Annotated in this window: 27 protein-coding genes; 18 read left to right on the plus strand and 9 right to left on the minus strand. The window is 62.4% G+C overall.

Annotated elements, in window-relative coordinates:
- The first annotated feature begins 117 nt into the window (after nt 1-117).
- From NKL06_RS04395 to NKL06_RS04420, 6 genes are all read left to right on the plus strand, one after another.
- The gene (locus NKL06_RS04395) at nt 118-1,029 is read left to right on the plus strand and encodes a LysR family transcriptional regulator (RefSeq protein ID WP_031210665.1); all 912 of its coding nucleotides are present in this window, start codon (nt 118-120) and stop codon (nt 1,027-1,029) included.
- A gap of 95 nt (nt 1,030-1,124) precedes the next feature.
- The gene (locus NKL06_RS04400) at nt 1,125-1,625 is read left to right on the plus strand and encodes a hypothetical protein (RefSeq protein WP_245267155.1); all 501 of its coding nucleotides are present in this window, start codon (nt 1,125-1,127) and stop codon (nt 1,623-1,625) included.
- Between the two features lie 294 nt (nt 1,626-1,919).
- Nucleotides 1,920-2,462 carry a deoxynucleoside kinase gene (locus NKL06_RS04405; RefSeq protein WP_023807770.1) on the plus strand — a complete coding sequence of 181 codons (543 nt, stop codon included), beginning with the start codon at nt 1,920-1,922 and terminating at the stop codon, nt 2,460-2,462.
- A 4-nt stretch (nt 2,463-2,466) separates the two neighbouring features.
- The gene (locus NKL06_RS04410) at nt 2,467-4,614 is read left to right on the plus strand and encodes an FAD-dependent oxidoreductase (RefSeq protein ID WP_023693826.1); all 2,148 of its coding nucleotides are present in this window, start codon (nt 2,467-2,469) and stop codon (nt 4,612-4,614) included.
- A 98-nt stretch (nt 4,615-4,712) separates the two neighbouring features.
- Nucleotides 4,713-5,042 carry a DUF3850 domain-containing protein gene (locus NKL06_RS04415; protein ID WP_081725508.1) on the plus strand — a complete coding sequence of 110 codons (330 nt, stop codon included), beginning with the start codon at nt 4,713-4,715 and terminating at the stop codon, nt 5,040-5,042.
- 17 nt (nt 5,043-5,059) lie between these two features.
- Nucleotides 5,060-5,623 carry an AAA family ATPase gene (locus tag NKL06_RS04420; protein WP_023693827.1) on the plus strand — a complete coding sequence of 188 codons (564 nt, stop codon included), beginning with the start codon at nt 5,060-5,062 and terminating at the stop codon, nt 5,621-5,623.
- Here NKL06_RS04420 and NKL06_RS04425 read toward each other — a convergent pair.
- Nucleotides 5,616-6,047 carry an NUDIX hydrolase gene (locus tag NKL06_RS04425; protein ID WP_023693828.1) on the minus strand — a complete coding sequence of 144 codons (432 nt, stop codon included), beginning with the start codon at nt 6,045-6,047 and terminating at the stop codon, nt 5,616-5,618. The genes NKL06_RS04420 and NKL06_RS04425 overlap by 8 nt on opposite strands.
- Before the next feature lie 271 nt (nt 6,048-6,318).
- Between NKL06_RS04425 and NKL06_RS04430 the strand changes: the two genes are divergently transcribed.
- Genes NKL06_RS04430 through NKL06_RS04455 form a run of 6 tightly spaced genes read left to right on the plus strand, consistent with a single transcriptional unit; the run spans nt 6,319 to nt 12,190 of the window.
- A complete protein-coding gene (locus NKL06_RS04430) occupies nt 6,319-6,921 on the plus strand; it encodes a CDP-alcohol phosphatidyltransferase family protein (protein ID WP_023693829.1) in 603 nt (200 codons plus the stop codon).
- Nucleotides 6,922-6,962: 41 nt separating this feature from the next.
- Entirely contained in the window at nt 6,963-8,744 is a 1,782-nt protein-coding gene (locus NKL06_RS04435; protein WP_031208640.1) for a bifunctional alpha/beta hydrolase/class I SAM-dependent methyltransferase, read from the plus strand.
- A gap of 4 nt (nt 8,745-8,748) precedes the next feature.
- The gene (locus tag NKL06_RS04440) at nt 8,749-10,104 is read left to right on the plus strand and encodes a phosphatase PAP2/dual specificity phosphatase family protein (RefSeq protein WP_023693831.1); all 1,356 of its coding nucleotides are present in this window, start codon (nt 8,749-8,751) and stop codon (nt 10,102-10,104) included.
- Between the two features lie 10 nt (nt 10,105-10,114).
- Complete coding sequence (locus tag NKL06_RS04445) at nt 10,115-10,549, plus strand: hypothetical protein (protein ID WP_023693832.1); 435 nt, start codon at nt 10,115-10,117, stop codon at nt 10,547-10,549.
- Nucleotides 10,550-10,552: 3 nt separating this feature from the next.
- Nucleotides 10,553-11,221, plus strand: coding sequence for a lysophospholipid acyltransferase family protein (locus NKL06_RS04450; protein WP_023672504.1), 669 nt, complete (start codon nt 10,553-10,555; stop codon nt 11,219-11,221).
- Nucleotides 11,222-11,260: 39 nt separating this feature from the next.
- On the plus strand, nt 11,261-12,190 hold the full coding sequence (locus tag NKL06_RS04455; protein WP_031201228.1) for a phosphatidate cytidylyltransferase: 930 nt from the start codon (nt 11,261-11,263) through the stop codon (nt 12,188-12,190).
- Nucleotides 12,191-12,200: 10 nt separating this feature from the next.
- Here the strand turns inward: NKL06_RS04455 and NKL06_RS04460 are convergent, their stop codons facing one another.
- From NKL06_RS04460 to NKL06_RS04485, 6 genes are all read right to left on the minus strand, one after another.
- A complete protein-coding gene (locus NKL06_RS04460) occupies nt 12,201-13,808 on the minus strand; it encodes an FGGY-family carbohydrate kinase (RefSeq protein WP_023693833.1) in 1,608 nt (535 codons plus the stop codon).
- A 133-nt stretch (nt 13,809-13,941) separates the two neighbouring features.
- Nucleotides 13,942-14,670 carry an SDR family oxidoreductase gene (locus NKL06_RS04465; protein WP_023685460.1) on the minus strand — a complete coding sequence of 243 codons (729 nt, stop codon included), beginning with the start codon at nt 14,668-14,670 and terminating at the stop codon, nt 13,942-13,944.
- Between the two features lie 27 nt (nt 14,671-14,697).
- Nucleotides 14,698-15,957 (minus strand): sugar ABC transporter permease, encoded by a 1,260-nt coding sequence (locus NKL06_RS04470; protein ID WP_023693834.1) that lies wholly within the window; start codon nt 15,955-15,957, stop codon nt 14,698-14,700.
- Nucleotides 15,954-16,778, minus strand: coding sequence for an ATP-binding cassette domain-containing protein (locus tag NKL06_RS04475; protein ID WP_023693835.1), 825 nt, complete (start codon nt 16,776-16,778; stop codon nt 15,954-15,956). The genes NKL06_RS04470 and NKL06_RS04475 overlap by 4 nt, the downstream gene beginning before the upstream one ends.
- A 151-nt stretch (nt 16,779-16,929) precedes the next feature.
- Nucleotides 16,930-17,994 carry an ABC transporter substrate-binding protein gene (locus NKL06_RS04480; RefSeq protein ID WP_023672498.1) on the minus strand — a complete coding sequence of 355 codons (1,065 nt, stop codon included), beginning with the start codon at nt 17,992-17,994 and terminating at the stop codon, nt 16,930-16,932.
- Nucleotides 17,995-18,223: 229 nt separating this feature from the next.
- Nucleotides 18,224-19,108 carry an AraC family transcriptional regulator gene (locus NKL06_RS04485; protein WP_023693836.1) on the minus strand — a complete coding sequence of 295 codons (885 nt, stop codon included), beginning with the start codon at nt 19,106-19,108 and terminating at the stop codon, nt 18,224-18,226.
- Between the two features lie 309 nt (nt 19,109-19,417).
- Here NKL06_RS04485 and NKL06_RS04490 point away from each other — a divergent pair, with 309 nt between their 5' ends.
- The 4 genes from NKL06_RS04490 (at nt 19,418) to NKL06_RS04505 (ending at nt 23,295) form a co-directional block, all read left to right on the plus strand.
- The gene (locus NKL06_RS04490) at nt 19,418-20,479 is read left to right on the plus strand and encodes a maleylacetate reductase (RefSeq protein WP_023693837.1); all 1,062 of its coding nucleotides are present in this window, start codon (nt 19,418-19,420) and stop codon (nt 20,477-20,479) included.
- A gap of 302 nt (nt 20,480-20,781) precedes the next feature.
- Complete coding sequence (locus tag NKL06_RS04495; RefSeq protein ID WP_031198070.1) at nt 20,782-21,663, plus strand: metal ABC transporter solute-binding protein, Zn/Mn family; 882 nt, start codon at nt 20,782-20,784, stop codon at nt 21,661-21,663.
- A 26-nt stretch (nt 21,664-21,689) separates the two neighbouring features.
- Entirely contained in the window at nt 21,690-22,484 is a 795-nt protein-coding gene (locus NKL06_RS04500; RefSeq protein ID WP_023693839.1) for a metal ABC transporter ATP-binding protein, read from the plus strand.
- Nucleotides 22,468-23,295, plus strand: coding sequence for a metal ABC transporter permease (locus NKL06_RS04505; protein ID WP_196814115.1), 828 nt, complete (start codon nt 22,468-22,470; stop codon nt 23,293-23,295). Before NKL06_RS04500 ends, NKL06_RS04505 begins: the two co-directional genes overlap by 17 nt.
- Before the next feature lie 692 nt (nt 23,296-23,987).
- On the opposite strand, the gene NKL06_RS04510 is transcribed toward NKL06_RS04505, so the two are convergent.
- Entirely contained in the window at nt 23,988-24,341 is a 354-nt protein-coding gene (locus NKL06_RS04510) for a cupin domain-containing protein (protein ID WP_023693841.1), read from the minus strand.
- Nucleotides 24,342-24,384: 43 nt separating this feature from the next.
- Between NKL06_RS04510 and NKL06_RS04515 the strand changes: the two genes are divergently transcribed.
- Together NKL06_RS04515 and NKL06_RS04520 are read left to right on the plus strand one after the other, a co-directional pair.
- Entirely contained in the window at nt 24,385-24,675 is a 291-nt protein-coding gene (locus NKL06_RS04515) for an SGNH hydrolase domain-containing protein (protein ID WP_023693842.1), read from the plus strand.
- The gene (locus NKL06_RS04520) at nt 24,672-25,133 is read left to right on the plus strand and encodes an SGNH hydrolase domain-containing protein (protein ID WP_245260558.1); all 462 of its coding nucleotides are present in this window, start codon (nt 24,672-24,674) and stop codon (nt 25,131-25,133) included. The genes NKL06_RS04515 and NKL06_RS04520 overlap by 4 nt, the downstream gene beginning before the upstream one ends.
- 36 nt (nt 25,134-25,169) lie before the next feature.
- Here NKL06_RS04520 and NKL06_RS04525 read toward each other — a convergent pair whose 3' ends face one another.
- Nucleotides 25,170-25,937: a DUF6339 family protein gene (locus tag NKL06_RS04525; RefSeq protein ID WP_023693844.1), complete on the minus strand. Its 768-nt coding sequence runs from the start codon at nt 25,935-25,937 to the stop codon at nt 25,170-25,172.
- Nucleotides 25,938-25,939: the final 2 nt, after the last annotated feature.

A 25,939-nucleotide genomic window follows, 5' to 3' on the forward strand; every position in this document is an offset into this window, starting at 1 on the left:
TCAATCGTCAGGATTGAGTGAAGCTATCTGCTGCGCTACAAGCAGATAATCTGGAATTTTTACATTTGAATCCTGTGCTTTATGCAGCAATGACGCGACCCCGCCAGCCTTGCCGAAATGGCCGCCTTTGCGGCCATCACGGAAGCGCGCTCCTTCACCAAGGCAGCGTTGCGCGTCGGGCGCGACTCGACGGTTCTGTCACGCCGCCTGCAATCGCTGGAGGAGCGGCTCGGCGTGCGGCTGCTGCACCGGACCACCCGAAGCGTGTCGTTGACGGAGGCCGGAGCGGAGTTCCTGGTGCGTGTCCGCGCCATCCTGGCCTCGGTAGACGAAGCTGAGGCTGCTGCTTCCGCGCATGCCAGCGGGGCTCCGCGGGGCTTGCTGCGGCTGGCGATGCCGGGAACCTTTGGCCGTATGTGGATCGGGCCGCTGCTGCCGCAATTTCTAGCGACGTTCCCGGATGTCCGCATCGAGGCCGAGTTCTCCAACCGGTTCGTCGATCTCGTTGCAGAGAACTTCGATGTCGCCGTCCGTCTCGGCGCGCTGGAGGACTCGCGCCTGGTGGCGCGCAAGATCGCGACACGGCGGCGGTTGCTGTGCGCTGCTCCCTCCTACCTCGCCCGCCGGGGCACGCCGGAAGCGCCGGAAGCGCTCACAGAACACGCCTGCCTCGGCTTCTCCGGCTTCCAGACCTTTCCAACCTGGGAGATGACCGACAGTTCGGGACGCCGCGTCAACGTCGAAGTCTCGGGGCCGATGGTTTGCGACGACGCCGAGGTGCTGGTCGAAGCCGCGGTGCAGGGCCTCGGCCTGATGATGAGCACCGACTGGCTGGTCGGACGCGAACTCGCCGACGGACGGCTGGTGCCGGTGCTGGCGGACTGGACGCTGGCCGACGAAGGCGCGGTCTATGTCGTCATGCCCTCGGCCAAGGGACAAGCCGCCAAGACACGCGCCTTCGCCGACTGGATCGGCAAGCGCTTCGCGCCGGAGCCGCCCTGGACGTCGAGGCCGGTCTCAAAGGCTTGATCAATGGGGCGCGCCGGGGGCTAAGACGGCATATGCCGCTGTCATCAGGCCTTTTGTCCTGTATGATCTCGTTGAAGGAAGGTTGGGAGGGGATCATGCAAAGTGCATTGGCGAAGTTCATCATGGCAAGTTCCGTTCTGGCCGCGCTGCAAGCCGCGCAGCCGGCTTTTGCCGCGTCCTGCAGTTGGAGCGCCAAGATGGAAGAAGACGAAGGCGGCAGCGTGCTGACGGCTTCGGTGTGCGGCGGACCGAAGGCCGATGCGCATCTGATGCTCGTCTGTTTCGACAAGCCGGTGCTGAGCTACGATCTGGGTGCGGCCGGCCAGCAGCTGGAGCCCGGCATCAGCGCTTCCTTCACCTTCAAGGGCGGTGACAAGAGCGTGACCAAAAAGCTCGACCTCGAAGCCATGTATAATTACTTCACGGCTGAGCTGAGCAAAGACGATCCACTGCTCGGCCTGTTGCGCGGCAAGGGCGACGTCACGGTTACGGCCGACAAATATGGCGAGAACAGCTTTCCGCTGACGGGCTCGAGCGCTGCGATCGGCAAGGTGCTGGCGCAGTGCGGCAAAGGTTCGGCCGGCGAAGCGGACTGAGGCCGCGGATACCGGCGGGCCGCCGAAGCGCCTCGTGTAAGCTTCACACCAAGCTACAGCTGTCGCAAGGCCACGATCTGCTAATTGACTCTGGATACTTCACCGCAATTTGCTGTACGGCCTTGCACAAGGCGCCTTCTAAAAAGCTGAATTTGGTCGATCAGGAACAGTCGGCGCTGCTCCAAGATGCAAGAAAACGCCCAATTGCGCACTTAGCTAGCCTCCGAGGATAGAATGGTAACCCTAGCACCGTCAAAGTTGCAGACACAAAGTCGACGACCCCGCGTTGAAATCTTGGGCGTCTTCGGGGCTGGAAAGAGCACGCTGGCTAAGCGCTTCGGACCCGTTTTTGGGGGAGTGCTAGCCGAGGATCACACCAAGAACTCGTTTTGGGGCAATGACGCAGCGGTTGGCGTCACTGGCTACCTTCCCTACGACCTCAATTTTCTGTTGCAACATGTATATTTAGTGGCAAGTCCAGTCACAATTGAGGGTGGTATCTTGATTTGCGATTGGTCTTTCCTGTCGGACTATCTTTGGGCATCGCTTAGGCTTCAGGAAGAGCTCGAAATCTACGCCAAGGTTTATGGCGCAATGACAGATAAGGTGGGCCCACCGATAGGTTACGTCTATCTGAAGCAGCCACCTGAGACGATTATCTCTCGACTGATGGAGAGAGGCCGGGAGGCTGAGGTTGGCTTACTGGATAAGATCGTTTCAGCAGCTTTGAAGCTTGATCACCTTGTCGCTACTCTTCCCCCTGAAAGAGTGTACGTGACAGGCGATGACCCAGAAGAAGAAGTGATTCGAACAAGACTGAGGCAGTGGAGGACGTGACCTATTGTCCGATGCGAAGACACCCGCCCGCATACTCGACTCCTACCGTGTTGGCAAAACACCGCTGTTCCTCGTCGGGACCTACGACAACGGCGTGACGGTTTTTAGTCAGCAAGTCCGCGCCCTGAACCTCATTTGGGCAGCTGTGGAGAGTGACTTTGTCTCCTGCAGCCCTGATACAGATGAAGAAGACCACAATGAGCCGATGAAAGTAGCTATCATTGGTGGGGGAATCGCGGGGTTGGCGACGGCGGCCGCTCTGATGAAAAAACAGGCCAACGCCAAGATTACCATATTCGAACAAAGGGATACGTTGCTGCCGCTGCAGCACGGAAGCGATTCAAGATGGCTCCATCCCCGAATTTACGACTGGCCTGGCGAAGGTAGCAGCGCAAGTGTCGCTATGCTCCCCGTGCTAAATTGGACTGCGGCGAGAGCTTCCGACGTCGTCGTCCAGATACTTGGTGAATGGAAGAAAGTGATCGACGAGCACGGCGCTGATCCGCCGCGACTTTTCTGCAATGCCCGCCATCTTCAGGTTGATGAGCCCAAAGGGGGCGGGAACGGGCTCGATATAGAATGGGTTGCCGAAGAACGCCGTCCTCATGATGGAACCCAAACCACTGGCCTGACTACTGCGAAGGGAGCGACCGAAAATTTTGACATCGTCATCCTCGCAGTGGGATTCGGACTAGAAAAGGACGGGGCGCTTTCTTATTGGCGCAACGACACGATTGGCCAGCCCAGCCTCGATCAGCCACGGCGCACCTACTTAGTCTCTGGTCAAGGGGACGGCGCGATGATTGACTTGCTTCGCATCCGGATATCACAATATCGACAGGATCGAATTTTGGATGAGCTTTTCCGTGGCAGGGATAAGTTACTGCTGAGGCTGAAGGAGCTGCATACTAAGCATGGAGTTAACAGGGATTCTGGCCTGTTCCAATCACTTGAAAATTTGGAAAAAAACCCTGTATATATGAAAGAATTTGAAGATGTTTGTTTGGCGCTGAGTGGCAGACTTCGACGTGATACTGATGCCGTACTTCATCTTCTGGTTCGTAAATTCTCCGACTTATTCGACCCAATGAATACCAAGATTTCTTTTCAAAATCGGTTGCTGGTCTACCTGCTATACAAATGTGGCGGCTTCGTCCCCTCATCTCAGCGAGAGCGATCCCTCATCAAACAGCATTCGATCCCACAAGACTGCATTGTTCGCCGGCACGGCACCTACCGTGAGGAACAACTCGAGGAAATGCTTTCGGAACCGCTTTATTCCGCGATCAAGAGCCAGCGTACCGGTTTGGGTGCTGCCACTCTTTCGCAAACGGACGGCATTCTTTGGCCCGGCGGCTATTTTGGGATCGCGGGAAAGCTCAGTTCTGCGGGCAAAGTCGACGATCCGGGTAGGGCAGAGTGGCGGAAAGAGTATTTGCCTGGCCCTACGGCGCTGTTAGCTGCGGCGTACTGCGGCGCCCTGGCAGGCGCTCTTCGTGCCGACCACCCAGGGCCCGGCAGGCTTCGAGTCACACTCCATCGAGCAGTTGTCTTTGGGCCAGATGAGCTCTTGCAACAGTGCTGTGAGTACTTTGGTACGAGCGACGCAAGAGGGGGAGCATCCTCTGCAGCCAGAACGTTTCCCGCTTTGAATGCCACTATCGGCCTTGCTTACCGAACAAGGCGGATTGTTCGTTCCCTTCGTGCGGTCAGTCCAGAACTGCTATCCAACGCAATGAACTCGTTGGATTTGAGCGCAGCGTCCAGGAAGATGGCCAGCGAGGTCGGATTCGTCATGGCGATTCCGATCTTGGAACCCGAGCAAGCAGGTCTATACACCGCACCAAATCCAGTGGCGGGTGTCGTCTACGTGGATAGTGCTGGTAGGGATTTTTGGATAGACGACAACGACGTTGCGCGAATCGTGAGTATGACGAACGAATTCGTTCGAGGACTGAACGGCGATACGGACCCATTCGACAAGATACGAAACGTGCCATTGTCTAGCACTGGCGGAGCCCTCCCCGAGGCGCTGTCATTACCGCCTGACGTCGCCAACGCGCTAGAGCTTTCAATAGTGCAACCGCCGAGAGTGTCCGGGCCGTTTCAATTCAATTTTGACTACACGGATTTCATAACAGGCACCACATGACGATACCTATATGTAGACAACTCAGCGCCGCTCGGCGCAACATATAGAACTAGGCGCGAGAATCGGTTACAGTATCGAAGAAATCGATGGACAGAACCATGATAGAAAACTCATCGGCAATCCCACCTCGCGAAACTCGCCACAGTCGAACTGATTTAGTCATCCACAAGGTGAAATCCTGGCCGCATTTGTTCGAGGCGACATTGTCAGGCTTGAAGACCCACGAGATGAGACAGTTGACAGACAGGGACTATCGTGTCGGAGATACTTTGTTATTGCAGGAGTATGATCCAGTGACGGATAACTACACGGGACGCGAGCTTGCAGTCCGTATTACATACATCACATCCTCGGAATTTCCTTGTGCGCTTTCGGGCGGCGGACTCCATCCCGACTATTGCATCCTAAGCATCTCTAAGATTCGGTAGGGACCCCGACGGTTAGCATGGCAGCGATAATTGCAGTTGCGGGTCTCGCCGGAACGGGAAAAAGCACAGCCGTCGAATATTTGTCGAAACATTGTGGCGGCGAGATTGTTTACCTTGGAAAATTCGTTCTTAAGCGTGTTCAGGAAAAAGGACTAGAGAGAACGCGCGACAATGAAACAATCGCCAGAACAGAGCTGAGGAAAGAGGCCGGGCCTGCCGCATTGGTAGTGAAAGCCCAGAGTGAGATTTGCAACCTACTAGAGTCTGGTGTCTCTGTTTGCGTAGATGCTGTATTCTTGAATGAAGAGATGGAGCAGCTTGAAATATATGCTAGCGGACGACCCACTTATCTTGTCGCATTAGAGGCCGAGCACGACGTCAGACGCTCTCGATTGATACAACGCGCCGATCGACCCTTCGTCCCACAAGAGATAGCTAATCGCGACAAATTCGAGACAGTAAATCTTCACATGGAAGGCGTGATAGCAAAGGCGTCAATACGGATTTCTAATAACGGTACTATGGATGAGTTTCGAGAGAAACTGCGTGGTTTCTTGGTTGAAATCACAGCAGCTAAATAGTCGCACTACGGCGATCAGCGGGACAATTCGACAAATTCCCAAAAAGAAAAGGAAAAATAAGGTTCTTGAGACTTGGTGCGACGTCTAAAGTTTGCCGGTCCTCTCTGGAAAACCATCGCATCTGCTCGATTTCAGACTTTGGCTTTGGGTTTCCCACTAGATTACCTCTATAGAGCTTCACTTTTACCGTGACACCAGGCATGCCCGCAGCTTCGTCGACGAAGTCTCCTAAAAACGAGACGCTGGTGACGTCAACGCGGCAACCTAACTCCTCATCTACTTCTCGTATCAGTGTTTGCAGATAATTCTCGCTTCCCTCAGGCTTCCCGCCTGGAAGGATATAGGCTTGCGCTCCGTGTTTCTTGACCAGCAGAATGCGCCCTGCGTCGAGGACGGCAATGCCGATCTTCGTGATCTCAGCCAAACTTTGACGACCCCGACAAATGAATACGATTTCTACCGTGCAGCATGTCAGACCACCGCTGTCGTGTGAATACCGCAATCCAAAAATGGCTGTGGACTGCACGAGAGATTGGACGCGGACTGAGGCCATGGCCCTGACCGAATTACTGCATGGAAATGGCGGGCTTTGGGCCCGCCATTTGTTTGCCGGTGCAGAACCACGCCCTTGCGCCCTGCCTGCCGATTGACCAATCTCGCCGACACTGTCATGAGCCGCGGTTGGGGGATCGCACATGCCAACGCTTTATCAACTGAAACCGGCCTTTCAGGCCAGGCTGCGGCCGCTGGCCGACCGGCTGGCCGATGCCGGCGTCACCGCCAACCAGATCACGCTTCTCGCCGCCGCGCTCTCCACAGCCACAGGCCTGGTGGTCGCGGCCTTTGCCTTCCATCCCCTGGTTTTCCTCTTGATGCCGGTGGTGCTGTTCGTGCGCATGGCGCTCAACGCCATTGACGGGATGCTGGCCAGGGAACATGGGCAAGCATCAAAACTCGGCATGTTTCTCAACGAACTCTGCGACGTCGTCTCGGACCTGGCGCTGATCCTGGCCTTTGCCACCTTGTTCCCGGCCTGGGGTGTCGTCGCCTTCGCTATTACCGCCATGCTTGTCGAGTTCGCCGGCGTGCTTGGCGTTGCCGCAGGCAGCGGGCGCAACTATGCCGGGCCGTTCGGCAAGAGCGACCGAGCCCTGGTGCTCGGCGTCATCGGCTTTCTCCTCGCTTGCGGCCTGTGGGTGGCGGGGATCGCGCCATTTGTGTTTCCGATCATGGCTACACTGTCGGGGATAACCGCCATCAACCGGATACGCAGCGGCCTTAGAGCGGGCGGCACCTGATGCCAAAGCGTCAGGCACCCGACCGCCAGAGGGAAACCATGATCCACCAGACCATCGCCGCCCTAGCACCGGCAAGCCTCGAGCGCATCGCGCAGGAGCGCACGTTCAAGAGCCATGACGGCACCGAGATCTTCTACCGCTACTGGCCGGCCGCCGGGTCGGCGCCAAAGGGTGCGATCCTGCTGTTCCATCGCGGCCACGAGCATGGCGGCCGCATGGCGCATCTGGTCGACGAGCTCGCCATGCCCGACCATGCCTTCTACGCCTGGGACGCCCGCGGCAATGGCCGATCGGCCGGCGAGCGCGGCTATGCGCCGTCCTTTGCCGCCCTGGTGCGTGATATCGACTGCCTGGTGCGCGAGATCGGCCGGGATGGTTTTGGCCAGCGCGACATCGCGCTGATCGCGCAGTCCTTCGGCGCCGTGCTGGCTGCTGCCTGGGTGCATGACTATGCGCCCGACATCCGCGCGCTGGTGGTGGCTTCACCGGCCTTTTCGGTCAAGCTCTACGTGCCCTTCGCCAAGGAGGGCATTGCGCTGTGGCAGAAGCTCAAGGGCCGCTTCTTCGTCAATTCCTACGTCAAGGCGAAGTTCCTGACGCATGATGCCGAGCGCATCGCTTCCTTCGACGCCGATCCGCTGATCACGCGACCGATCGCCTCCAACATCCTGGTCGAGCTTTACGACCACGCTGCCCGCATCGTCTCGGACGCGCGCGCCATCACCGCGCCGACGCAGCTCTTGATCTCCGGCAGCGATTGGGTGGTGCGGCATGGACCGCAGCACGAGTTCTTCGTCAATCTCGGCAGCAGCGCCAAGGAGCGGCATGTGCTGCCCGGCTTCTTCCACGACACGCTGGGCGAGCGCGATCGCCAGCAGGCGCTGGACCTGATCCGGCCATTCCTCGAAAAGCAATTTGCCACGCCGGGGAGAACCATCGACTTGCTTCAGGCCGACCGCGCCGGCTACACCCGCGACGAGGCCGAGAGGCTCGCCTCGCCGCTGACGCTGCTGTCGCCCAAGGGTATTTTCTGGGCGATGAGTCGCGCCTCGATCCGCATGGGCGCCTGGCTGTCTTCGGGCATGAAGATCGGCATCGCCACCGGCTTCGATTCCGGCTCGACGCTCGACTATGTCTACGAGAACGATGCGCGCGGCACCGGCTTCATCGGCCGCATGGTCGACCGCACCTTCCTCGACGCCATCGGCTGGCGCGGCATCCGCCAGCGCAAGCTGCATCTGGAAGAGCTGATCGGCAACGCCGCCGCCAGCCTGAAGGCAGCCGGCCGTCCCGTCCACATGCTCGACATCGCCGCCGGTCACGGCCGCTATGTGCTCGATGCCGTCGCCAAATGCACTGAACCACCAGCAAGCGTGCGGCTGCAGGATTATTCCGAGCTCAATGTCGGGTTGGGTTCGAAGCTGATCGCCGAGCGGCGTCTGCCGACCAGCGTCAGCTTCCACCAGGCCGACGCCTTCGATGCCGACATGCTGGCCGGGCAAAAGCCGGCGCCGGACCTCGCCATCGTCTCCGGGCTTTACGAATTGTTCGCCGACAACACGATGATTTCCCGCTCGCTCGGCGGGCTGGCCAGCGCCATGCAGTCCGGCAGCCTGCTCGTCTACACCAACCAGCCATGGCATCCGCAGCTGGAGATGATCGCGCGCAGCCTGACCTCGCATCGCGGCGGCCAGGCCTGGGTGATGCGGCGGCGCACGCAGGGCGAGATGGACCAGTTGGTGACGGCTGCCGGTTTCGAAAAGATCGACCAGCGCATCGACCAATGGGGCATCTTCACCGTCTCGGTCGCACGGCGCGTCTGAGACCATGGCCCTGCCTGTCACTGACCCTGCCCCGGCGCCGGAACCCTATTTGGGCATCGTGCTGAGGGCCGCCCTTTGGCTGGCGCTGCTGGCGCCGTTCTTCTATTCGACCTATGGCTTTGCCAACTGGCTGGCGTCGCGGCGCGACCATGTCGGCAGCATCGTGTTTGCCTGGGAACACGCCATCCCTTTCGTCGCCTGGACGATCGTGCCCTATTGGTCGATCAATCTGTTCTACGGCCTATCGTTGCTGCTCAACACGACCAGGCGCGGTGTCGACCGGCTCGCCGGCCGTTATCTCTCGGCGCAGATCATTGCCGTCGCCTGCTTCATCGCGTTCCCGCTGACGGCGACATTCGTGCGGCCGGAAACCACCGGCCTGCCGGGTTTCCTGTTTGCAGTGCTCGGTGGTTTCGACAAGCCGTTCAACCAGGCGCCATCCCTGCACATCGCACTCCTGGTGATCATCTGGGACCATTGGCGTCACGTTCTGGCACGTCACCGTCTCGGCGGCATTCTCCGCCCCGTCTGGCACGTCTGGTGTTTTCTCATCGGCGCCTCGGTGCTGACGACGTGGCAGCATCATTTCATCGACATTCCGACCGGCGCGCTGCTCGGCCTGTTTGCGCTATGGCTGTTTCCGTTCAAGGGCGAATTGCCTTTCTGGGGTTTTCGTCTGACCGCCGACCCCAAGGCGCGGCGGCTGGCGGGCTACTACGCGCTGGGCGCCGCCCTTGCCTTGGCCGGCGCTGCCGGCGGAGCGTTTGTCTCCGCCGATTTTCTCATCCTGTTGTGGCCGGCATTGGCGCTGGCCATCGTCGCCTTCGCCTATGCCGGGGCCGGCGCCAAAGTGTTCCAGAAGGCGGCCGATGCCAGTGTCTCACTGGCCAGCCGCATCCTGCTCCTGCCCTACCGGCTTGGCGCCCGGATCAATGTGTGGGTATGGACCCGCCAACTGGCGCCGCAAGCGGAGATCACCGACGGTGTTTTCCTCGGCCGGTTTCCGAGTGCCGACGAGGCCAACCGCTTCGGCACAGTGATCGACCTTGCCGGCGAGATGGAACGGCCGCGCGGCGTGACCTGCCGCTGGATCAGCTACGCGATGCTCGACCTCGTGGCGCCGCCTCACGACAGGCTGGAGCGAGCGGTGGCGGCGATCGAGCTGGCGCGCCGGCGCGGCACCGTCCTGGTCTGCTGCGCGCTCGGCTTCCAGCGCAGTGCAGCCGTCGTCGCCGACTGGCTGGTGGTGACGGGGCGCTCGTACACAGCTGCACAGGCGCGCAAGAAACTCGCCGCGTCGGGCAGGCCCGTGCACCTTCAGATCGGGCTGGATGAACCGGGGCTGGAAGAACCGACATGAGTTGGCCGGCATGAGTGGCGACAATTTTCCCGAGAAGGCCGAAATATTCGCCGCCGGGCTGATGGTGCAGGCGGTGTGGCCGATCCTGCTGGTGGTCGCGGCTGTGATGGCAGCGCCGGTCATCGGCCTGGTGGCCGGACCGCAGACGACAGCGCTGTCCGCGGCGGCCTGGCTGGTCGCGGCGGCGAGCGCCGTGGCCACGCTGGCTCTTTCGGCCTTGCTTTTGTTCGATGCGCTGCTGTTCCGGCTGATGGCAAGCCACGCCAGCGAGGCCGCCGGAGGTGCCGCGGTCGACGATGTGCTGGCGCGCATGCGCCTGAAATCCACCACTGCCGGCGGCCGCTCGCTCGACCATCGCATGGCAGGCACGCGCCGCCTGCTGACAAGGCAGCGCATGGCGCTCGCCATGTTTGCTGCGGCATCCCTTTTCGCAGCATTTGTTTGAGCCATGACAAAACTTCACCTGCGCGCCAACACCTTCACCTTGCTGCAGACGGTGACGTCGGTCGGCCTGTCGGCGGCGGCCTGGGTGGTAACCGGCGTCAGACCAATCTGGAACGGCAGCCAGCCGTCGGAGCGGCAGCGCATCTACTTCGCCAACCATGCCAGCCATGGTGATTTCATCCTGCTGTCGGCTTGTCTGAGCGAGAAAGTGCGCGCCCGCACCCATGCGATCGCGGCGGCCGAATATTGGGGCAAGTCGCGGCTGCGCCGCTTCATCGCGCAGGACATGCTGTCGTCCGTGCTCATCCACCGGCAGTGGACCGACGAAACGCAACACCCGATCTCGATCATGCTGTCGGTGCTCGACGACGGCCACTCGCTGATCCTGTTTCCCGAAGGCACTCGCAACACGACGGAGGCGGATCTGCTGCCGTTCCGCTCCGGCCTCTACAATCTGTCGATGGCGCGGCCGGATGTCGAACTCATCCCGTGCTGGATCGAGAACATGTCGCGCGTGCTGCCCAAGGGCCAGTTCCTACCGGTGCCGCTTTTGTGCCGCGTCGTCTTCGGTCCGCCGGTGGCGATCGCGCCCGGCGAAGAACGCCGCACCTTCCTCGAGCGCGCGCGCCAGACGCTGCTGTCGCTCAACCCGCGTCCCGATCGGGACCACTAGCATGACCAGGCAAAGAGACTTCGTATGACACTGCCGCCAATGCATGAAACCGTCATCCTGCTGGCCGGCCTGATCTGCGTGCTGACCATGGCGAGCATCGTTGCCGGTATCCTCTCATGGCGGGCGCCGAAGCCGCTGCCCTCGACGCTCGTCAACTTGAACCAGCGCATCAACGCCTGGTGGGTGATGGTGCTGGCGATCACCGTCGCGTTCTTCTTCGGCCGCACCGGCATGACCATCCTGTTTGCGCTGATCTCGTTTGCCGCGCTGCGCGAGTTCGTGACGCTGACGCACAGCCGGCGCAGCGACCACTGGGTGCTGCTCGGCATGTTCGGCATCATCATTCCCTTCCAGTACTGGCTGGTGTGGACCGCCTGGTACGGGCTCTTCACCATTTTCATCCCCGTCTACTGCTTCCTCTTGATGCCGGCGATCACTGCGCTCAACGGCGACACCGAGCGCTTCCTCGAGCGGGTGTCGGCGCAGCAATGGGCGGTCATGATCTCGGTCTACTGCGTCAGCCATGTGCCGGCGCTGCTGACGCTCAACGTGCCCGGTTTCGAGGGCCGCAACCTCCTGCTCATCGCCTTCCTGATCATCACCGTGCAAGGCAGCGACGTGCTGCAATACATTTTCGGCAAGCTGTTCGGCCGGCATTTTTTGTCGCCGTCCGTTTCGCCATCAAAGACCTGGGAAGGGCTGATCGGCGGGCTGGTGTCATCGAGCCTGCTCGGCGCGCTGCTGTCGTTCCTGACGCCGTTCTCGCCGCTCGCGGCGGCAGGCGTCGCCTTCATCGCCTGCCTGATGGGGTTCCTTGGCGGGCTGGTGGCGTCGGCGATCAAGCGCGACCAGGGCGTCAAGGACTGGGGTCACCTGATCGAGGGTCACGGCGGCATGATGGACCGCGCCGACAGCCTGGTCTTCGCCGCACCGGTGTTCTTCCACATCGTCCGCTATTTCTGGACGTGAGCCAAGCCGTTCAATCGCGGATGGCGCGGCCTGCCTGCTGCAGCAATTCGAAGGCGGCGAAGCGCTTGTCGTGCCAGGGCACGAGGTCGCCACCGGCCGGGCGATAGATGTCGCCGATGCGCGACATGCCGGTCATCGCCGCGATCACATCGGGATATCTTTGCGCCGCCACCGCCGCCAATATGGCCGAGCCGAGCAGCACCGGTTCGGGCGAGGTCGAACCGGCGACGGTCAGCCCCGTCGTGTCGGCCAAAAGCTGACGTACCAGCTCGCTTTGCGCCGCACCGCCGCTGACGACGATAGTGTCGATGGCAATGCCTTTTTTGGCCATCGCCGCCAGGATCTGGCGAACGCCGTAGCCGATGCCCAGCAGGCCGCCGACATAGAGGGCGACCAGACTGTCGAGGGACGTGTCCATGCCAAGCCCGGCGATCAGGGCCTTGGACTCGGGATCGGCGAAGGGCGAGCGGTTGCCGAGGAATTCCGGCACGACATGCAGTCTCCCGGCCAGGTGCGCTACGGCGGACAGGTCGGCGGACTGCTTCGCCGCCTGCTGACCAAGCCAAGCGGTCAGGCCGAGACCTTCCGCCTTGGCTTTTGCGGATGCCTCAGCCGTGGCCGGATGGAAAGCGACGAGGTGGTCGATTGCAGCACCCGCCGCCGATTGCCCGCCTTCATTGAGCCAAAGCCCCGGCACCATCGAGGAAAAATACGGACCCCAGACGCCGGGCACGAAGGCCGGCTCGCTGGTGCTGGCCATGGTGCAGGCCGAAGTGCCGAACACATAGGCCATGCGCGACTGCAAGGTGCCGACCGAGCCCTGCCCGCCAACCGTGCCGACGCCGCCGGCATGGGCATCGATCAGGCCGGCCGCAACCGGCGTTCCCGGCAGCAGGCCGAGATCGGCCGCGGCGGCCTCAGTGAGGCCTTGGGCAAGTGCCGTGCCACCCTCGACGATTTCGGTGCCGATGCGGGCAAAGCCTTCATCGGCGAGCGCGCCGAGGCCGATGGCACGGAAATAGGCATCGTCCCAGCGCCGCTCATGACCGAGATAGGTCCATTTGCAGGTCAGCGTGCAGATCGAGCGCGCCAGGCTGCCGGTTGAGCGCCAGGTCAGATAGTCCGTCAGGTCGAAGAAATGCTCGGCCGCATCGAAGGTGGCGGGCAGGTTCTCGCGCAGCCACAGCAGCTTCGGCGTTTCCATTTCCGGCGAAATGGTGCCGCCGACATAGTCGAGCACGGCGTGCTTGCCGGCATTGATGCGCTGCGCCTGGTCGAGCGCGCGGTGATCCATCCAGACGATGATGTTGCGCTGGCTGTCGCCGGAACTGCCGGCCGGCAACGGCGCGCCATCCTGGCCGACCACGACCAGCGAACAGGTGGCGTCGAAGCCAATGCCGGCAATGTCGCGCCCGGCAAGCCCCGACTCCGTCACCGCCTCGCGCACGCTGGCGCAAACCGCGCGCCAGATGTCCTCGCTCGACTGTTCGGCGATTTCGCCGGGCTCGATGAACAGAGCGATGTCGCGCTTCGCCGAAGCAAGCATGGTGCCCTTGCTGTCGAACACCCCCGCCCTGGCACTGCCAGTGCCGACGTCGATGCCGAGGAAGTGGGACATGGGAAACCTCAGAAGTTAGGCAGTAGGCAGTAGGCAGTAGGCAGTAGGCAGTAGGCAGTAGGCGAGATGGTCAGCAGTGAACGGCCAGTTGCAAGAGCCTCTCCCCATTCCCTACTGCCTAATGCCTACTGCCTCACAAATCATTGCTCTGCGGCAGGATCACCAGGTCCCGGATGGTGACGTTCCGTGGCCTAGTCAGCATGAACAGCACGGCTTCGGCGACCTCGACCGGTTGAATCAGGCCGCCCTTGGCCAGTTCATCCTCAAGCTTGTCCTTCGGCCAGTCGCTGATCAGCGCTGTCACCACCGGCCCCGGCTGCACCGCGCCGACGCGCAGGCCGTGCGGGGCGACCTGGCGGCGCACCGTATGGACGAAGGCCTGCACGGCGTGTTTCGACGCTGTGTAGATCGGCTCCCAGACCACGGGCACCAGTCCGGCGATCGAAGACGTGACGATGATGTCGCCGGTCTTGCGTTCGACCATATGCGGCAGCACGGCGTGGATGGAACGAAAGACCGCATTGATGTTGAGGTTCAGCATGCGGTCCCACACATCGGGGTCGCCTTCGAGCACCGGGCCGCCGACATAGGCGCCGGCATTGGCGTGGAAGATATCGAGCGGGCCGGCCTTGTCCAGGATTTGCGGCATCATCGTCGCGACGCTGGCCGGCTTCATCAGATCGATCACCAGCGGGATCGCGTCGGGACCGAGTTCGGTGCAGACGCTTTTCAGCGCGTCTTCGGCTCGGTCGACGAGCACAACGCGAACGCCGGCGGCAATCAGCGCTCTCGCGCATTCCAGGCCTATGCCCGACGCGGCGCCGGTGATCGCCGCGACCTTTCCACTCAAATCCTGAGCCATTCTTCTATCCTCGTATTCTCTGTTGGTTCAGGCTCGGCCGTGGGAAACCCGCGAGCGGCGTGCCAGGGAGTCGACGATGACCGCAATTGCCAGAACGGCGCCGGTGATCATGTAGCGAAGCGACGATGACAGATCGAGCAAGGTCAGCCCGCTGGCGATCGACTGGATGACGATGATGCCGAGCAGCGCGGAATAGGCGCTGCCACGGCCGCCAAACAGGCTGGTGCCGCCTATGACCGCCGCCGCAATGGCGTTGAGGTTGACGTCGCCGGTGCCGGCCTGCTGGCTGGCGGAGGCCAGCCGCGCCGCCGACAGGACGCCGCCGAGGGCGGCAAACATCGAGCACATGACGAAGGCGCTGAGGTAGATCGAGCGCACCTTGATGCCGGCCCGGCGCGCCGCTTCGCGGTTGCCGCCGACGGCGGTCATCGAGCGGCCCCATTGGGTGCGGGTCAGCGCATAGTTCATCGCCACCACCAGGCCGACGAACAGGCCGAACATCCACGGTATGCCGCGCGCCTGGTTGAGATAACCGACGATCAGTTCGAGCAGGATGGTCAGGGCGGCGACGCGCACGATGAGGCCGCCGACAGACGGCGCCGACAAATTGACGGCCCGGCGGCGGCTGACGGTGCGCAGGCCGCTGATCAGCATGACGATGCCGGGCAATGCCCCCAGTGCATAGGACAGCCAGTCCGGCATGACCAGCAACTGGCCGAAATTCACCAGGTTCGACCCATAGGGCAGATTGATCGAGCCGGTGGAGCCCAGAATATACAGTTGCAGGCCGAGCACGGCGAGCAGGCCGGCGAGCGTCGAGACGAAGCTTGGCATGCCGAGCCGGTTGAACAGCAAGGCATAGAGCGCGCCGATGAAACCGCCGACGGCAATTGCGGCGAGGATGGCGAGCGCCACCGGCCAGCCCTGGTTGACCCACAGCGTGCCTACCATGGCCGAGGCAAAGCCGCTGATCGAGCCGACCGACAGGTCGATCTCACCGACCATCAGCACACAGACGATGCCGAGCGCGATGACGCCGACGGTCGAGCAGTCGAACAGGAGATTGACCAGATTGCTCGACGAGACGAAGACCGGATTGAGGGCGGTGAACACGCTCCAGATGATGACCAGGCCGACGATGACCGGCAACGAGCCGAGGTCGCCGGAGCGGACGCGGTCGAAGAAGGCGCTGATGGCGCCACCGACGCCGGCCTGGTGCTTGACGCGCACGTCGCTGCGGTCGAGCGCCGTCGACGAGGAGGTGTCCTGCTTGGGCTCCGCGCTCATGGCCGCTGCTCCTGGTTGTGCGCTTGTTCGGCGGCCTTGCGCCGTTCGGCGCGGCGCGACACTGCATTGTTGGCGGCGCCGGTGATGGCGCTGACCAGTTCCTGGTTCGAGGCGTCGGGTTCGAAGACGCCGTTGTTGCGGCCAAGCCTGAGCACCACGATGCGGTCGGCGACGGCGCGCACGTCCTCCATATTGTGACTGATCATCAGCACGCCGAGCCCACGCTCGCGCACCCGGTCGATGAGGTTCAGCACTTCCGCCGTCTGGGCGACGCCAAGCGCGGCGGTCGGCTCGTCGAGGAGGATGACCTTGGGGTCGAGCAGCAGCGAGCGGGCGATCGCCACGGTCTGGCGCTGGCCGCCGGAAAGCGAGGCGACCGCCTCGCGGACGCTTGGAATACGCGCAGACAATTCGTTGAGCAGCGTCCAGGCGCGGATCTCCATCGCCACCTCGTCCAGCCGCAGCGGGTTGAGCTCCTTGCCGAGAAAGATGTTGGCGACGACGTCGAGGTTTTCGCACAGTGCGAGATCCTGGAAGACGGTGGCGATGCCGAGCGTCAGCGCGGCACTCGGGTCAGGCATGGTCACTTGCCTGCCACGGAAATTGATGGTCCCCGAGCTCGGCTGGTGGACGCCGGCCAGAATCTTGACCAGCGTCGACTTGCCGGCTCCATTGTCGCCGACCAGCGCCACCACCTCGCCGGCATGGACATCGAGATCGATATCGGTGAGCGCCGAAACGGCGCCGAAATTCTTCGAGATGCCGCGCAGGCTGAGCACCAGCTCGCCTGCCGAAACCGGTCCGTCAGAGATGTCAGACATGGTGGCAAACCTTTCCGGATGGGCGGTCAAGAGTGACTGCTAACTTCCGGCCGCCGCAAGGGCGGCCGGAAAGCAGGATCAGGATTCTAGGTCATCCTTTTATGCATGTCTTATCCCAAAACCGCTGCGCGATTTTGGGCGACCTGCATTTTCACTTTGTGATGCCGAGCTTCTTGCAGCCTTCGGCATAGCGGTCGACGCAAAGCTCTTCGGCGGTGTTGATCTTCTTGTCGATGATCTCGGCCTTTAGGTTTTCCTGCGTCACCACCGCCGGCGTGAACAGCTGCGAAGGAGTGTCGTAGAGGGTCATTTCGGCCTTCGGCGTCTCGCCCGACAGAAGCTGGACGGCGACGTTGGCGGCAGCCGCCGCAACGATCTCGCTCGGCTTGGAGATGGTGTTGTACTGGTCGCCGGCGATGATCAGCTGCAGGGCGGCGATCGTCGCGTCGTTGCCGGTCACCGGCGGCACCGGATCGACACCGGCGGCCTTGAAAGCGGCGATGGCGCCACCACCGGTGCCGTCATTGGCCGCAACGACGCCGACGATCTGCGTGGAGAAGCGGGTGATCTGGCCGCTTGCCCATTGCTGCGCCTTCGGCGGCGCCCATTCCGGCGTGTCGTATTCGGCAAGGATCTTGTAGCCGCTGTTGTCGAGACTGGAATGGATGCCCTTCTTGATCAGCCCGGCGGCCGCGTCGGTCGGCGATCCGTTGATCTGCAGCAGGCCGCCGCTGGCGGGGTCGACCTTCAGCGCCTTGAGGTGTTCGACGAGCGAGTCGGCAATGGCCTTGCCGATGCCTTCATTGTTGAACGAGACGTAGAAGTCGGCAGGTGCGGTCGGGATCGGGCGATCATACGCGATGACCTTGACGCCCTGGCTCTGCGCCAGCTTGACCAGCGAGGCGGCGGCAGTCGAGTCGACAGGGTCGAGCACGATCGCCTTGGCGCCTTGCGAGATCACCGAGTTGAACTGCTGCTGCTGGCGCGAGGCGTCGGCATCGGCGTTCTGGTAGATCACCTTGCAGCCGGGGCAGAGTTTTTTCATCTCGGCGACGAAGCCGGGATAGTCGTGCTGCTCGTAGCGCGTCGAGGCCTGGTCGGGCATCAAGAAGGCGACCGTGGCGTCGGTAACCGGGGCGGCAAAGGCAGCGGTGCCGCCAAGAAGAGAAAGAGTGAGCGCGATGGCTCCCGTCGATTTCCAGGCAAATCTGGTCATTTCGATAGCTCCGTTTCAAGGAATGGTTTCATGAAGCCCTGGACACCACATGGCGCCGGGCCTTGACTGCAGTCGGGCTGTTGCGAGGAACAACGGAGCACTTGATCCGTGCTGCGCATCCTCTTGATATCCCTGGATTTCGGGACAAGCGATCTCCAGCACGGGGCGCCTCCAACGCACCCCGCGTTCTTACCTCAGTAAATGTCTAGGCTCCTCCCGGTCCTCCCTGTTAGGCGGCAATCTCCGCGCTGATGTTTTCCGCCAGCAGGGCCCTGAAGCGCGAAGGCGACATGCCTTTCTGGGTCAGGAACTGGCGGTTGAAATTCGAGATGTTGTTGTAGCCGGCGGCATAGCAGATCTCGGTGATCGGCATGTCGGCCTCACTCATCAGCAGCTGGCAGGCAAGGTTGATGCGCAGCCGGTTGACATACTGCACCAGGGCCATGCCGGTATGGCGGCGGAAGCTGCGCGAAAACGCGCTCGGGCTGCGGCCGGCAATCGCCGCCAGATCGCTTTCGCTGAACGGCTCGGTCAGGTTGGCGTTGATATAGGCAAGCGCCTTGTTGACGCCGGCCGACATGAAGCCTGAGGGATCTGGCAGATAGCTGGCGCTGGTGAGCGTCCGCACATCGGCGGCGCGGCTCAGAATATCGACCAGCTCCATGAACAAAGCGATGCGGCGAACGCCTTGCGCTTCGACCAGTTCGGCCAGCACAGGTGCGGCGAGCTTGGCCGTAGCGGTGGAGAATAGCGCGCCGCGGCGGCTGAGCTCGAGAATGTTTTCACAACCGGCAAGTTCCGGCAACGCGGCGGTGGCGTCGGCGATGAACTCTTGCGAGAACTGCACGACGCGGCCGCGCAGCGGCACGCTGGCGCCTGCCGGCACGTCGCTAACCCAATTGTGCGGCAGGTTCGGGCCAGTGAGCACGAGATTGCCGGGCTCGAACTCGCCGATGAAGTCGCCGACGAAATAATGGCCCGTGGTGGCGACGACGTGATGGATTTCGTATTCGGGGTGGAAGTGCCAGCGCACCGTGTGGAAGGGGTAGCCGTGGGCCCAGGCCTTGAACGACTCGCCGCGTCTGATCTGGACGACTTCCAAGTCCGGATTCATGTCAGTTCCTCCCGGCGCCGGTCCGGTCATGCGACCAGTTGCAGTGCCATCTCCCGCAGGCCGCGTTTGCCGCTCTCTGCAGTGACCAAAGCTTAGGCGGCAATTCATGCAGCCGCCACCACGGTGTGTCCACCTCACTGATACTTTTTTGACGTTTTTGTGGTCAAGGCGATACGTTTGCGAGTACGCGGGAGAGATCAGGCCCCGCTTGCGAGACGGTGACGACGCAAACGATGTCGTCGGCAGCGAGAGCTGGTCGCTCGATTTCGGCTCCGTCACAATGATAGTATGCAAAGGGAGCGGAGCGGCATGACAAGGACGTTCACCTATTCCGGCAGCCCTGGGCATATTGTCTTCGGCAATGGCGCGTCGTCCGAGGTGGGCACCTGGATCGAAAAGCTCGGCTGCAAGCGCGCGCTGGTGCTGTCGACGCCGCATCGGGCTGCCGACGGCGAGGCGCTTGCCAAGTCCCTCGGCGCGCTGGCGGCCGGCACCTTTTCGGGCGCCGCCATGCACACGCCGGTCGAGGTAACCCAAACGGCAATGGCCAAGGCGACCGAGGTCAAGGCTGACTGCGTTGTCGCGCTTGGCGGCGGCTCTACCACCGGTCTCGGCAAGGCGATCGCCTGGCGCACCGACCTGCCGCAGATCGTCATCCCGACCACCTATGCCGGCTCGGAGGTGACGCCGATCCTCGGTCAGACCGAGAACGGCGAAAAAACCACAATGCGTGACGCAAGGATCCTGCCGGAAGTGGTGATCTACGATCCAGAGCTGACCGTCGGCCTGCCGATAGCGATGAGCGTCGCGTCAGGACTCAACGCCATGGCGCACGCGGCCGAAGCGCTTTACGCGCAGGATCGCAATCCGATTTCCACCCTGATGGCGAAAGAAGGATTGCGCGCCATGAAGGCGGCGCTGCCGGTGTTGACCAAGGAGCCTGGAAACATCGATGCACGCGGCGATGCGCTTTACGGCGCCTGGCTGTGCGGTACGGTGCTCGGCGCCGTCGGCATGGCGCTGCATCACAAGATCTGTCACACGCTGGGCGGCTCTTTCGACATGCCGCATGCTGAGACCCATGCGGTGATGTTGCCGCACACGATCGGCTTCAACGCCGTCGCGGTGCCCGACTTGTTGAAGCCGGTCGCCGACTTGTTTGGCGGCAGCGCCGGTAGCGGTCTCCAGGATTTCGCCGAGGCGGTCGGCGCGCCCCTTACATTGAAAGAACTCGGCCTCATGCAGGCCGATCTCGACCGCGCCGCTGAGATCGCGACCAGGAACCCATACTGGAATCCGCGGCCTTTCGACCGCGCCGCAATCCGCGCCCTGTTGCAGGACGCGTGGGAGGGAAGGCGTCCGCAAAACTGACGGCAACAAGCAAGGAACTTACCCGCCGCGAATTCATCAGGATACCGCCACGACCGGTGTGTTCGCAGCGGCCTCGCGGTGCCGGCGATCGCCTGCCCTTTCGCATATAGCCGACAGGCATGAGTGGCTCCGCCTGATCGGCGCAGGCCGCTCACGCTTTTGTGCGCGTGAAAAACTGCGCGGCTCGAAAAGCCCATTGACATCAGCCGTATTTTCGACGCAAACGTTATATTGTTACTGTTATACAGTTACACAGCCCGCCTCTCCGGCGACATACATTTCAGACTGCAAGGAGACCACGGATGCGTCGCATTCCCTTTCTCGCCGCGCTGCTCGTCGCGGTGCCGCTTTTGACCGGCACGGCTGTCGGCGCCGAAGACAAGCTGACCATCGTGGCGGCCGAGAATTTCTATGGCGACCTTGCCCGCCAGATCGGCGGCAGCAACGTCACCGTCACCAGCATCCTGGCCAATCCCGACGACGATCCGCATCTGTTCGAGACCAGCCCGTCGACGGCGCGCACCATCGCCGATGCCAAGATCGTCATCTATAACGGCGCCGATTACGATCCGTGGATGGACAAGCTGCTGTCGGCCTCGACAGCCAAGGATCGCACGACCATCGTCGCCGCCGACCTGATCGGCAAGAAGTCGGGCGACAACCCGCATCTGTGGTACGACCCGGCGACGCTGCCGGCCATCGCCAAGGCGCTGAGCGCCGACCTTGTCAAGCGCGATCCGGCCAATGCGGTGCACTACGAGGCGAACCTGAAGGCATTCCAGACCTCGCTCGAGGCCATTGACAAGGAAATCGCCGACGTCAAGAAGACGTACGCCGGCACCGAGGTGACGGCTAACGAGCCGGTCTTCGGCTACATGGCGGAAGCGCTCGGTCTCAAGATGCTGAACTACGATTTCCAGGTGGTCTTGATGAACGATGCGGAGCCGAGCGCCACGCAGGTGGCGGCGTTCGAAAACAGCCTGAAGGACGGCTCGGCCAAGATCCTGTTCTACAATTCGCAGGTGACCGACGAGGCAACGACAAGGCTGCTCGACATCGCCAGGCAGAATAAGGTCACGGTCATCGGCGTCACCGAGACGGAACCGGCGGGCCAGACGATCCAGACCTGGTTCGGCGGCCAGATCGACGCGGTTCAGAAGGCGCTCGCCGCCCGCACACAATGAACGTGACTGCGAATGAATGTGACTAAATGAACGCAATCGAATTCGACAAGGTCACGCTGACCTATGGGGGACGCCGGGTTTTATCCGACGTCTCCTTTTCGATTCCGCAAGGCGCCTTTGTCGGCCTGCTCGGCGCCAATGGCGCCGGCAAGACGACGATGCTGCGCGCCATTCTCGGCCTGATCAAACCGGCCGGCGGCGCCATTTCGGTGCTTGGCAAATCGCCGACGCGCGGCAACGCCGACATCGGCTATATGCCGCAGGCGCGGCGCGCGCTTGGCGATGTCGGCGTCAGCGGCCTCGACTTCGTGCTGAGTGCCGCCGGCGGGCATCGCTGGGGCTGGCCCGTCGCATCGGCTGCCGAGAAGGAGGCGGCGTGGAAGGCACTTGAAGAGGTGGGCGCCGGCGACCTTGCGCGGCGGCCGCTGGGCGAGCTTTCCGGTGGCGAGCGCCAGCGCATCCTGATCGCGCAATCCTTGATCGGCAATCCGCAACTGCTTTTGCTCGACGAGCCGCTGATCAGTCTTGATGCGGGCCATCAGCGCGCGATCATCGACCTGGTGCATCAGATCGGCGAACGGCTCGGCATTGCCGTGCTGTTCTGCTCGCACGAGATCAACCCGCTGCTGCGCGCCGTCGACCGCGTGCTCTATCTCGGCAACCGCAAGGCGGCGATCGGCTCCGTCGACGAGGTCATCAGCGGTCCGGTGCTGTCGAAACTCTACGGCACGCACATCAATGTGGTGCGGGTTGCCGGCCGCATCTTCGTCATGGCCGACGATGTCGAACTGGAGAGCGGGGCGCATGTCCACGATCTTTGACTATGAATTCATGCGCAACGCCTTCTATGCCTGCACCATCGTCGGCATCGTTTCGGGCGCGGTCGGCTACTTCCTCGTGCTCCGGGGCCAGACCTTCGCCGGTCATGCGCTCTCCCATGTCGGCTTTCCCGGCGCCACGGGCGCCGGCCTGATCGGGCTGTCGCCGTTTCTCGGCCTCACCGTGTTCACCGTCGCCGCCGGCATCGGCATCGGCCTGCTTGGCGAGCGCGCGCATCGCGACGTCGCCATCGGCATCGTCTTGACGCTGTCGCTCGGCCTGGGCTTGCTGTTTCTGCATTTCTACACCGCCTTCGCCTCGCAGGCGACCAACGTGCTGTTCGGCAATGTGCTGGGCATCAGCCTGCGCACCGTTATCGTGCTTGCGGTGCTGGCGGTGGCGATCCTTGTCGCGCTTTTGCTGATCGCGCGCCCGCTCCTGTTCGCCAGCCTGCAGCCGGAACTCGCCGAAGCGCGCGGCGTGCCGCTCACTCTTGTCTCGACCCTGTTCATGGTGCTGGTCGCCGTCGCCACGTCCGAGGCGGTGCAGATCGTCGGCGTGCTGCTCGTCTTCGCGCTGATGGTGGCGCCTGCAGCCACCGCGCTCAGGCTTACCAGCGGCGTCGGAGCCGGCGTGCTGGCGTCCATCGCGCTTGCCGTGATCATCGCCTGGATCAGCCTGACGCTAGCCTTCCTGACCGACTGGCCGACGAGCTTCTGGATCACGGCGCTGGGCGCGGCCGCCTATGTCGTCAGCGGCATGGTCCGGCGCCCGTCGGTCCGAGAGACTCAGAGCGCCGACGCCGGCCCCTGAGGCTTGCCCTCCGGCGGGTCGATCGGGCCGGCTGGGGTGCAAAACTGACGTGAGGGAAATACACCCAAAAAAAGTCAGGTTTACAATCCGGCTCCTGAAACGTTTCAGCCGCGAAAGACAAATTCATCCAATCGCCTAGATCGTGACCTCTGTCGCGCCAAAGGGCCGCTCCGGAGCGGCCGGAACACCCGGAAAACCGCCAGTTCAAGCGCATTTTGGAGCGGCGAATGGCTTGCGCGAGGCCGGCTGGAAAGCTGGCCGGGAGGCGCAAAAGGGACCTCCCGCGCCCATTGCGGGCGGCGTTGACAGACCGCGGTGCTGCATGCGTATAGCAAGCCATGGGTCACGCCATGGCCGTGGCGGTTGAGACGGGGCTGGGGGGTTTCGTAACAACAGCATTGACGGCCCGGCGCCGGACGGGCGGCATGCACTCTCGAAGTGCGCCGCTCGCTCTTGGCTGACGCGCCGGCGACCCGGCAGCAGTCCTGGCCTGCGTTCTCTCGACCAGGCACCGCAGAACGCGATCGTCTCAGCTTTCGATCCGCATCGGTTCGAAGCGAACGAGGTGACGCCCTCTTAACCGATATTCGCTTCGCTACGTCCCCCTCCCCCTGCTGGGCGAGGGGGACGCTGGCGATGAACCGCGCCGGCCGACGTGTATCGGCACCGATCAGGCACTCCTGACGACGCGATCAAGCAAGCTTGACGACGAAGTGCTTGGTTACCGGCTCGATGATCTGCCAGGTGACCTTGAAATCGGCTTCGACCACGAACGCATCGCCCGGACCGACCTCGACCGGCGTGCCGCCATCGGGCGTGATGATGATGCGGCCGGCGATCATGTGCACGAACTCATAGTCGGTGTAGGTGGCGTGATAAGTGCCGGGCGAGGCCCGCCAGGTGCCCGACAGCACCTTGCCGTCGGCGGTGGTGTGCTGCACGGCGGTCTGCATCGTCGGCCGGCCCGCGACAACGATCCAGCCCGGTAAGTCGCCGCCCTCGGCATGCTCGACAGCGCCGAATTTGAGAATGGTGGTATTGGTCATGGGAGGCTCCGTCCGAATTGCATGGCTGCCGGTTGGATAGCCGATGCGTGTGACGGGGGCAACGCAAGGGCCGACCCCGGATGTCGGAGATTTGGCGAAGGAGGCGGTGGCCGCGCGTGGAGCGCCTGCCTGCATTGCCGCCAGCGCCGCGCAGCCGTCCACGGCGCGCGCGGCCGGCTGTATTCTCTCCTTTGAGACGGTGACGCCAAAGGCCTGCGTGTTCGGCAACAAGGACGCCGGCCGCTCGATTGCGCTGTTCGGTGACTCGCATGCCGACCACTGGTCGACACCGTTGATCGAGGCGGCCGAGAAGAACGGCCGAACCTGGTGGTGATCTCGGAGATCGCGCTGGACAGCCTGGACAAGATGTCAGCCGGCACGCAGGCGCCCGTCAGCCAGGATGCCGACGGGCGCGCCGGCCTCCGCGCGACGCTCACCGCGTTCAGCCGGGCCGGGCTGAAGGTTGCCGTCATCCGCGACGTGCCGTTCAACGACGATCATGTCGACACCTGTGTGGCACGCGCGCTTTGGCGCGGCGAAAAGCCGTCGCTATGCGACCAGAAGCGCGCCGAAGCCGCCAACGACGCCAACGCGGCGGTGGAGCGCAACATCGTGCGCGCCGTGCCCGGCGCCAGCTACATCGACATGACCAGCCAGTTCTGCGACGCAAAAACCTGCCACGTCTTCATCAACGGCAAGATCGCCTACCGCGACCAACATCATCTGGCGACGCCGTTCGCGGAGACGCTGGAGCCGGCGGTGGAGAAGGCGGTGGTTGAGCGGGTGAGGTAGGGAAGAGATGCCCTGAGAAATGGTTTCGATCCATGTCTAGCGCGCAAGCGACATGCCATGCGACGCTACCTTGCGCGCTTTCGCGAATGTCAAACATTCCTCGAGCAGCGTATCGATTGCGTCCTGGTTTAGCGCCTCAAAGAGGATACCACCGCACCGCTTGTTCACTTCACGCATGAAAAAAGCGATCGCATCGTCGCTACTCCGAAACCATTCATGAAGCGGGAGGAGGCGCAGTATCCCGCTGACAAGCGGTTGCCTGAATGCGGTATCGGCACGATCAACGATTTGTAGTCTAGTATTCGCTGTCGCCAAGAGACGCCGGAGCCCTTCCTCGATATCTTCTGGCATAGCGAGCGATGCAACGTGCCCGTTCCACCAGAGGCGACCAACGGCGTTGTCGTCGCGGCAGCCTGTAAGCCCCCGTGCAAAGAAATGCAGCCTAGCAGCACCTGCGACGTCGTCCTTTGCAGGTAACCATCGGTGACGACAAAATTCCAGAAATTCGATATGGCACAACCGCGTCCAGAGGCGCTCCTCTCGGGCTAGCGCCGGCGTCATCCCTTCGAATGAACCGAAAACTAGCAGTGAGTTTCTAATCTCGGCCTCAGGCGTTACGGAGGGATCGAGCAACTGAGCGATGGCGGGGTCCCATTTCACTAACCCGGTCTCTATGGCCCAGCCATTCTGCTTTGCGAGATCGTCAAAGCCGCTTGCCCTGTATCGATCAGCGTTAGCGGACACATCGCTGTTGAGCTTGTCGACAACAGCTGCTGACAGCAGCTTCATAGGTTCGACTGCCACGA

The sequence above is a fragment of the Mesorhizobium sp. C268A genome, assembly GCF_040324475.1.
Classification (GTDB): domain Bacteria; phylum Pseudomonadota; class Alphaproteobacteria; order Rhizobiales; family Rhizobiaceae; genus Mesorhizobium.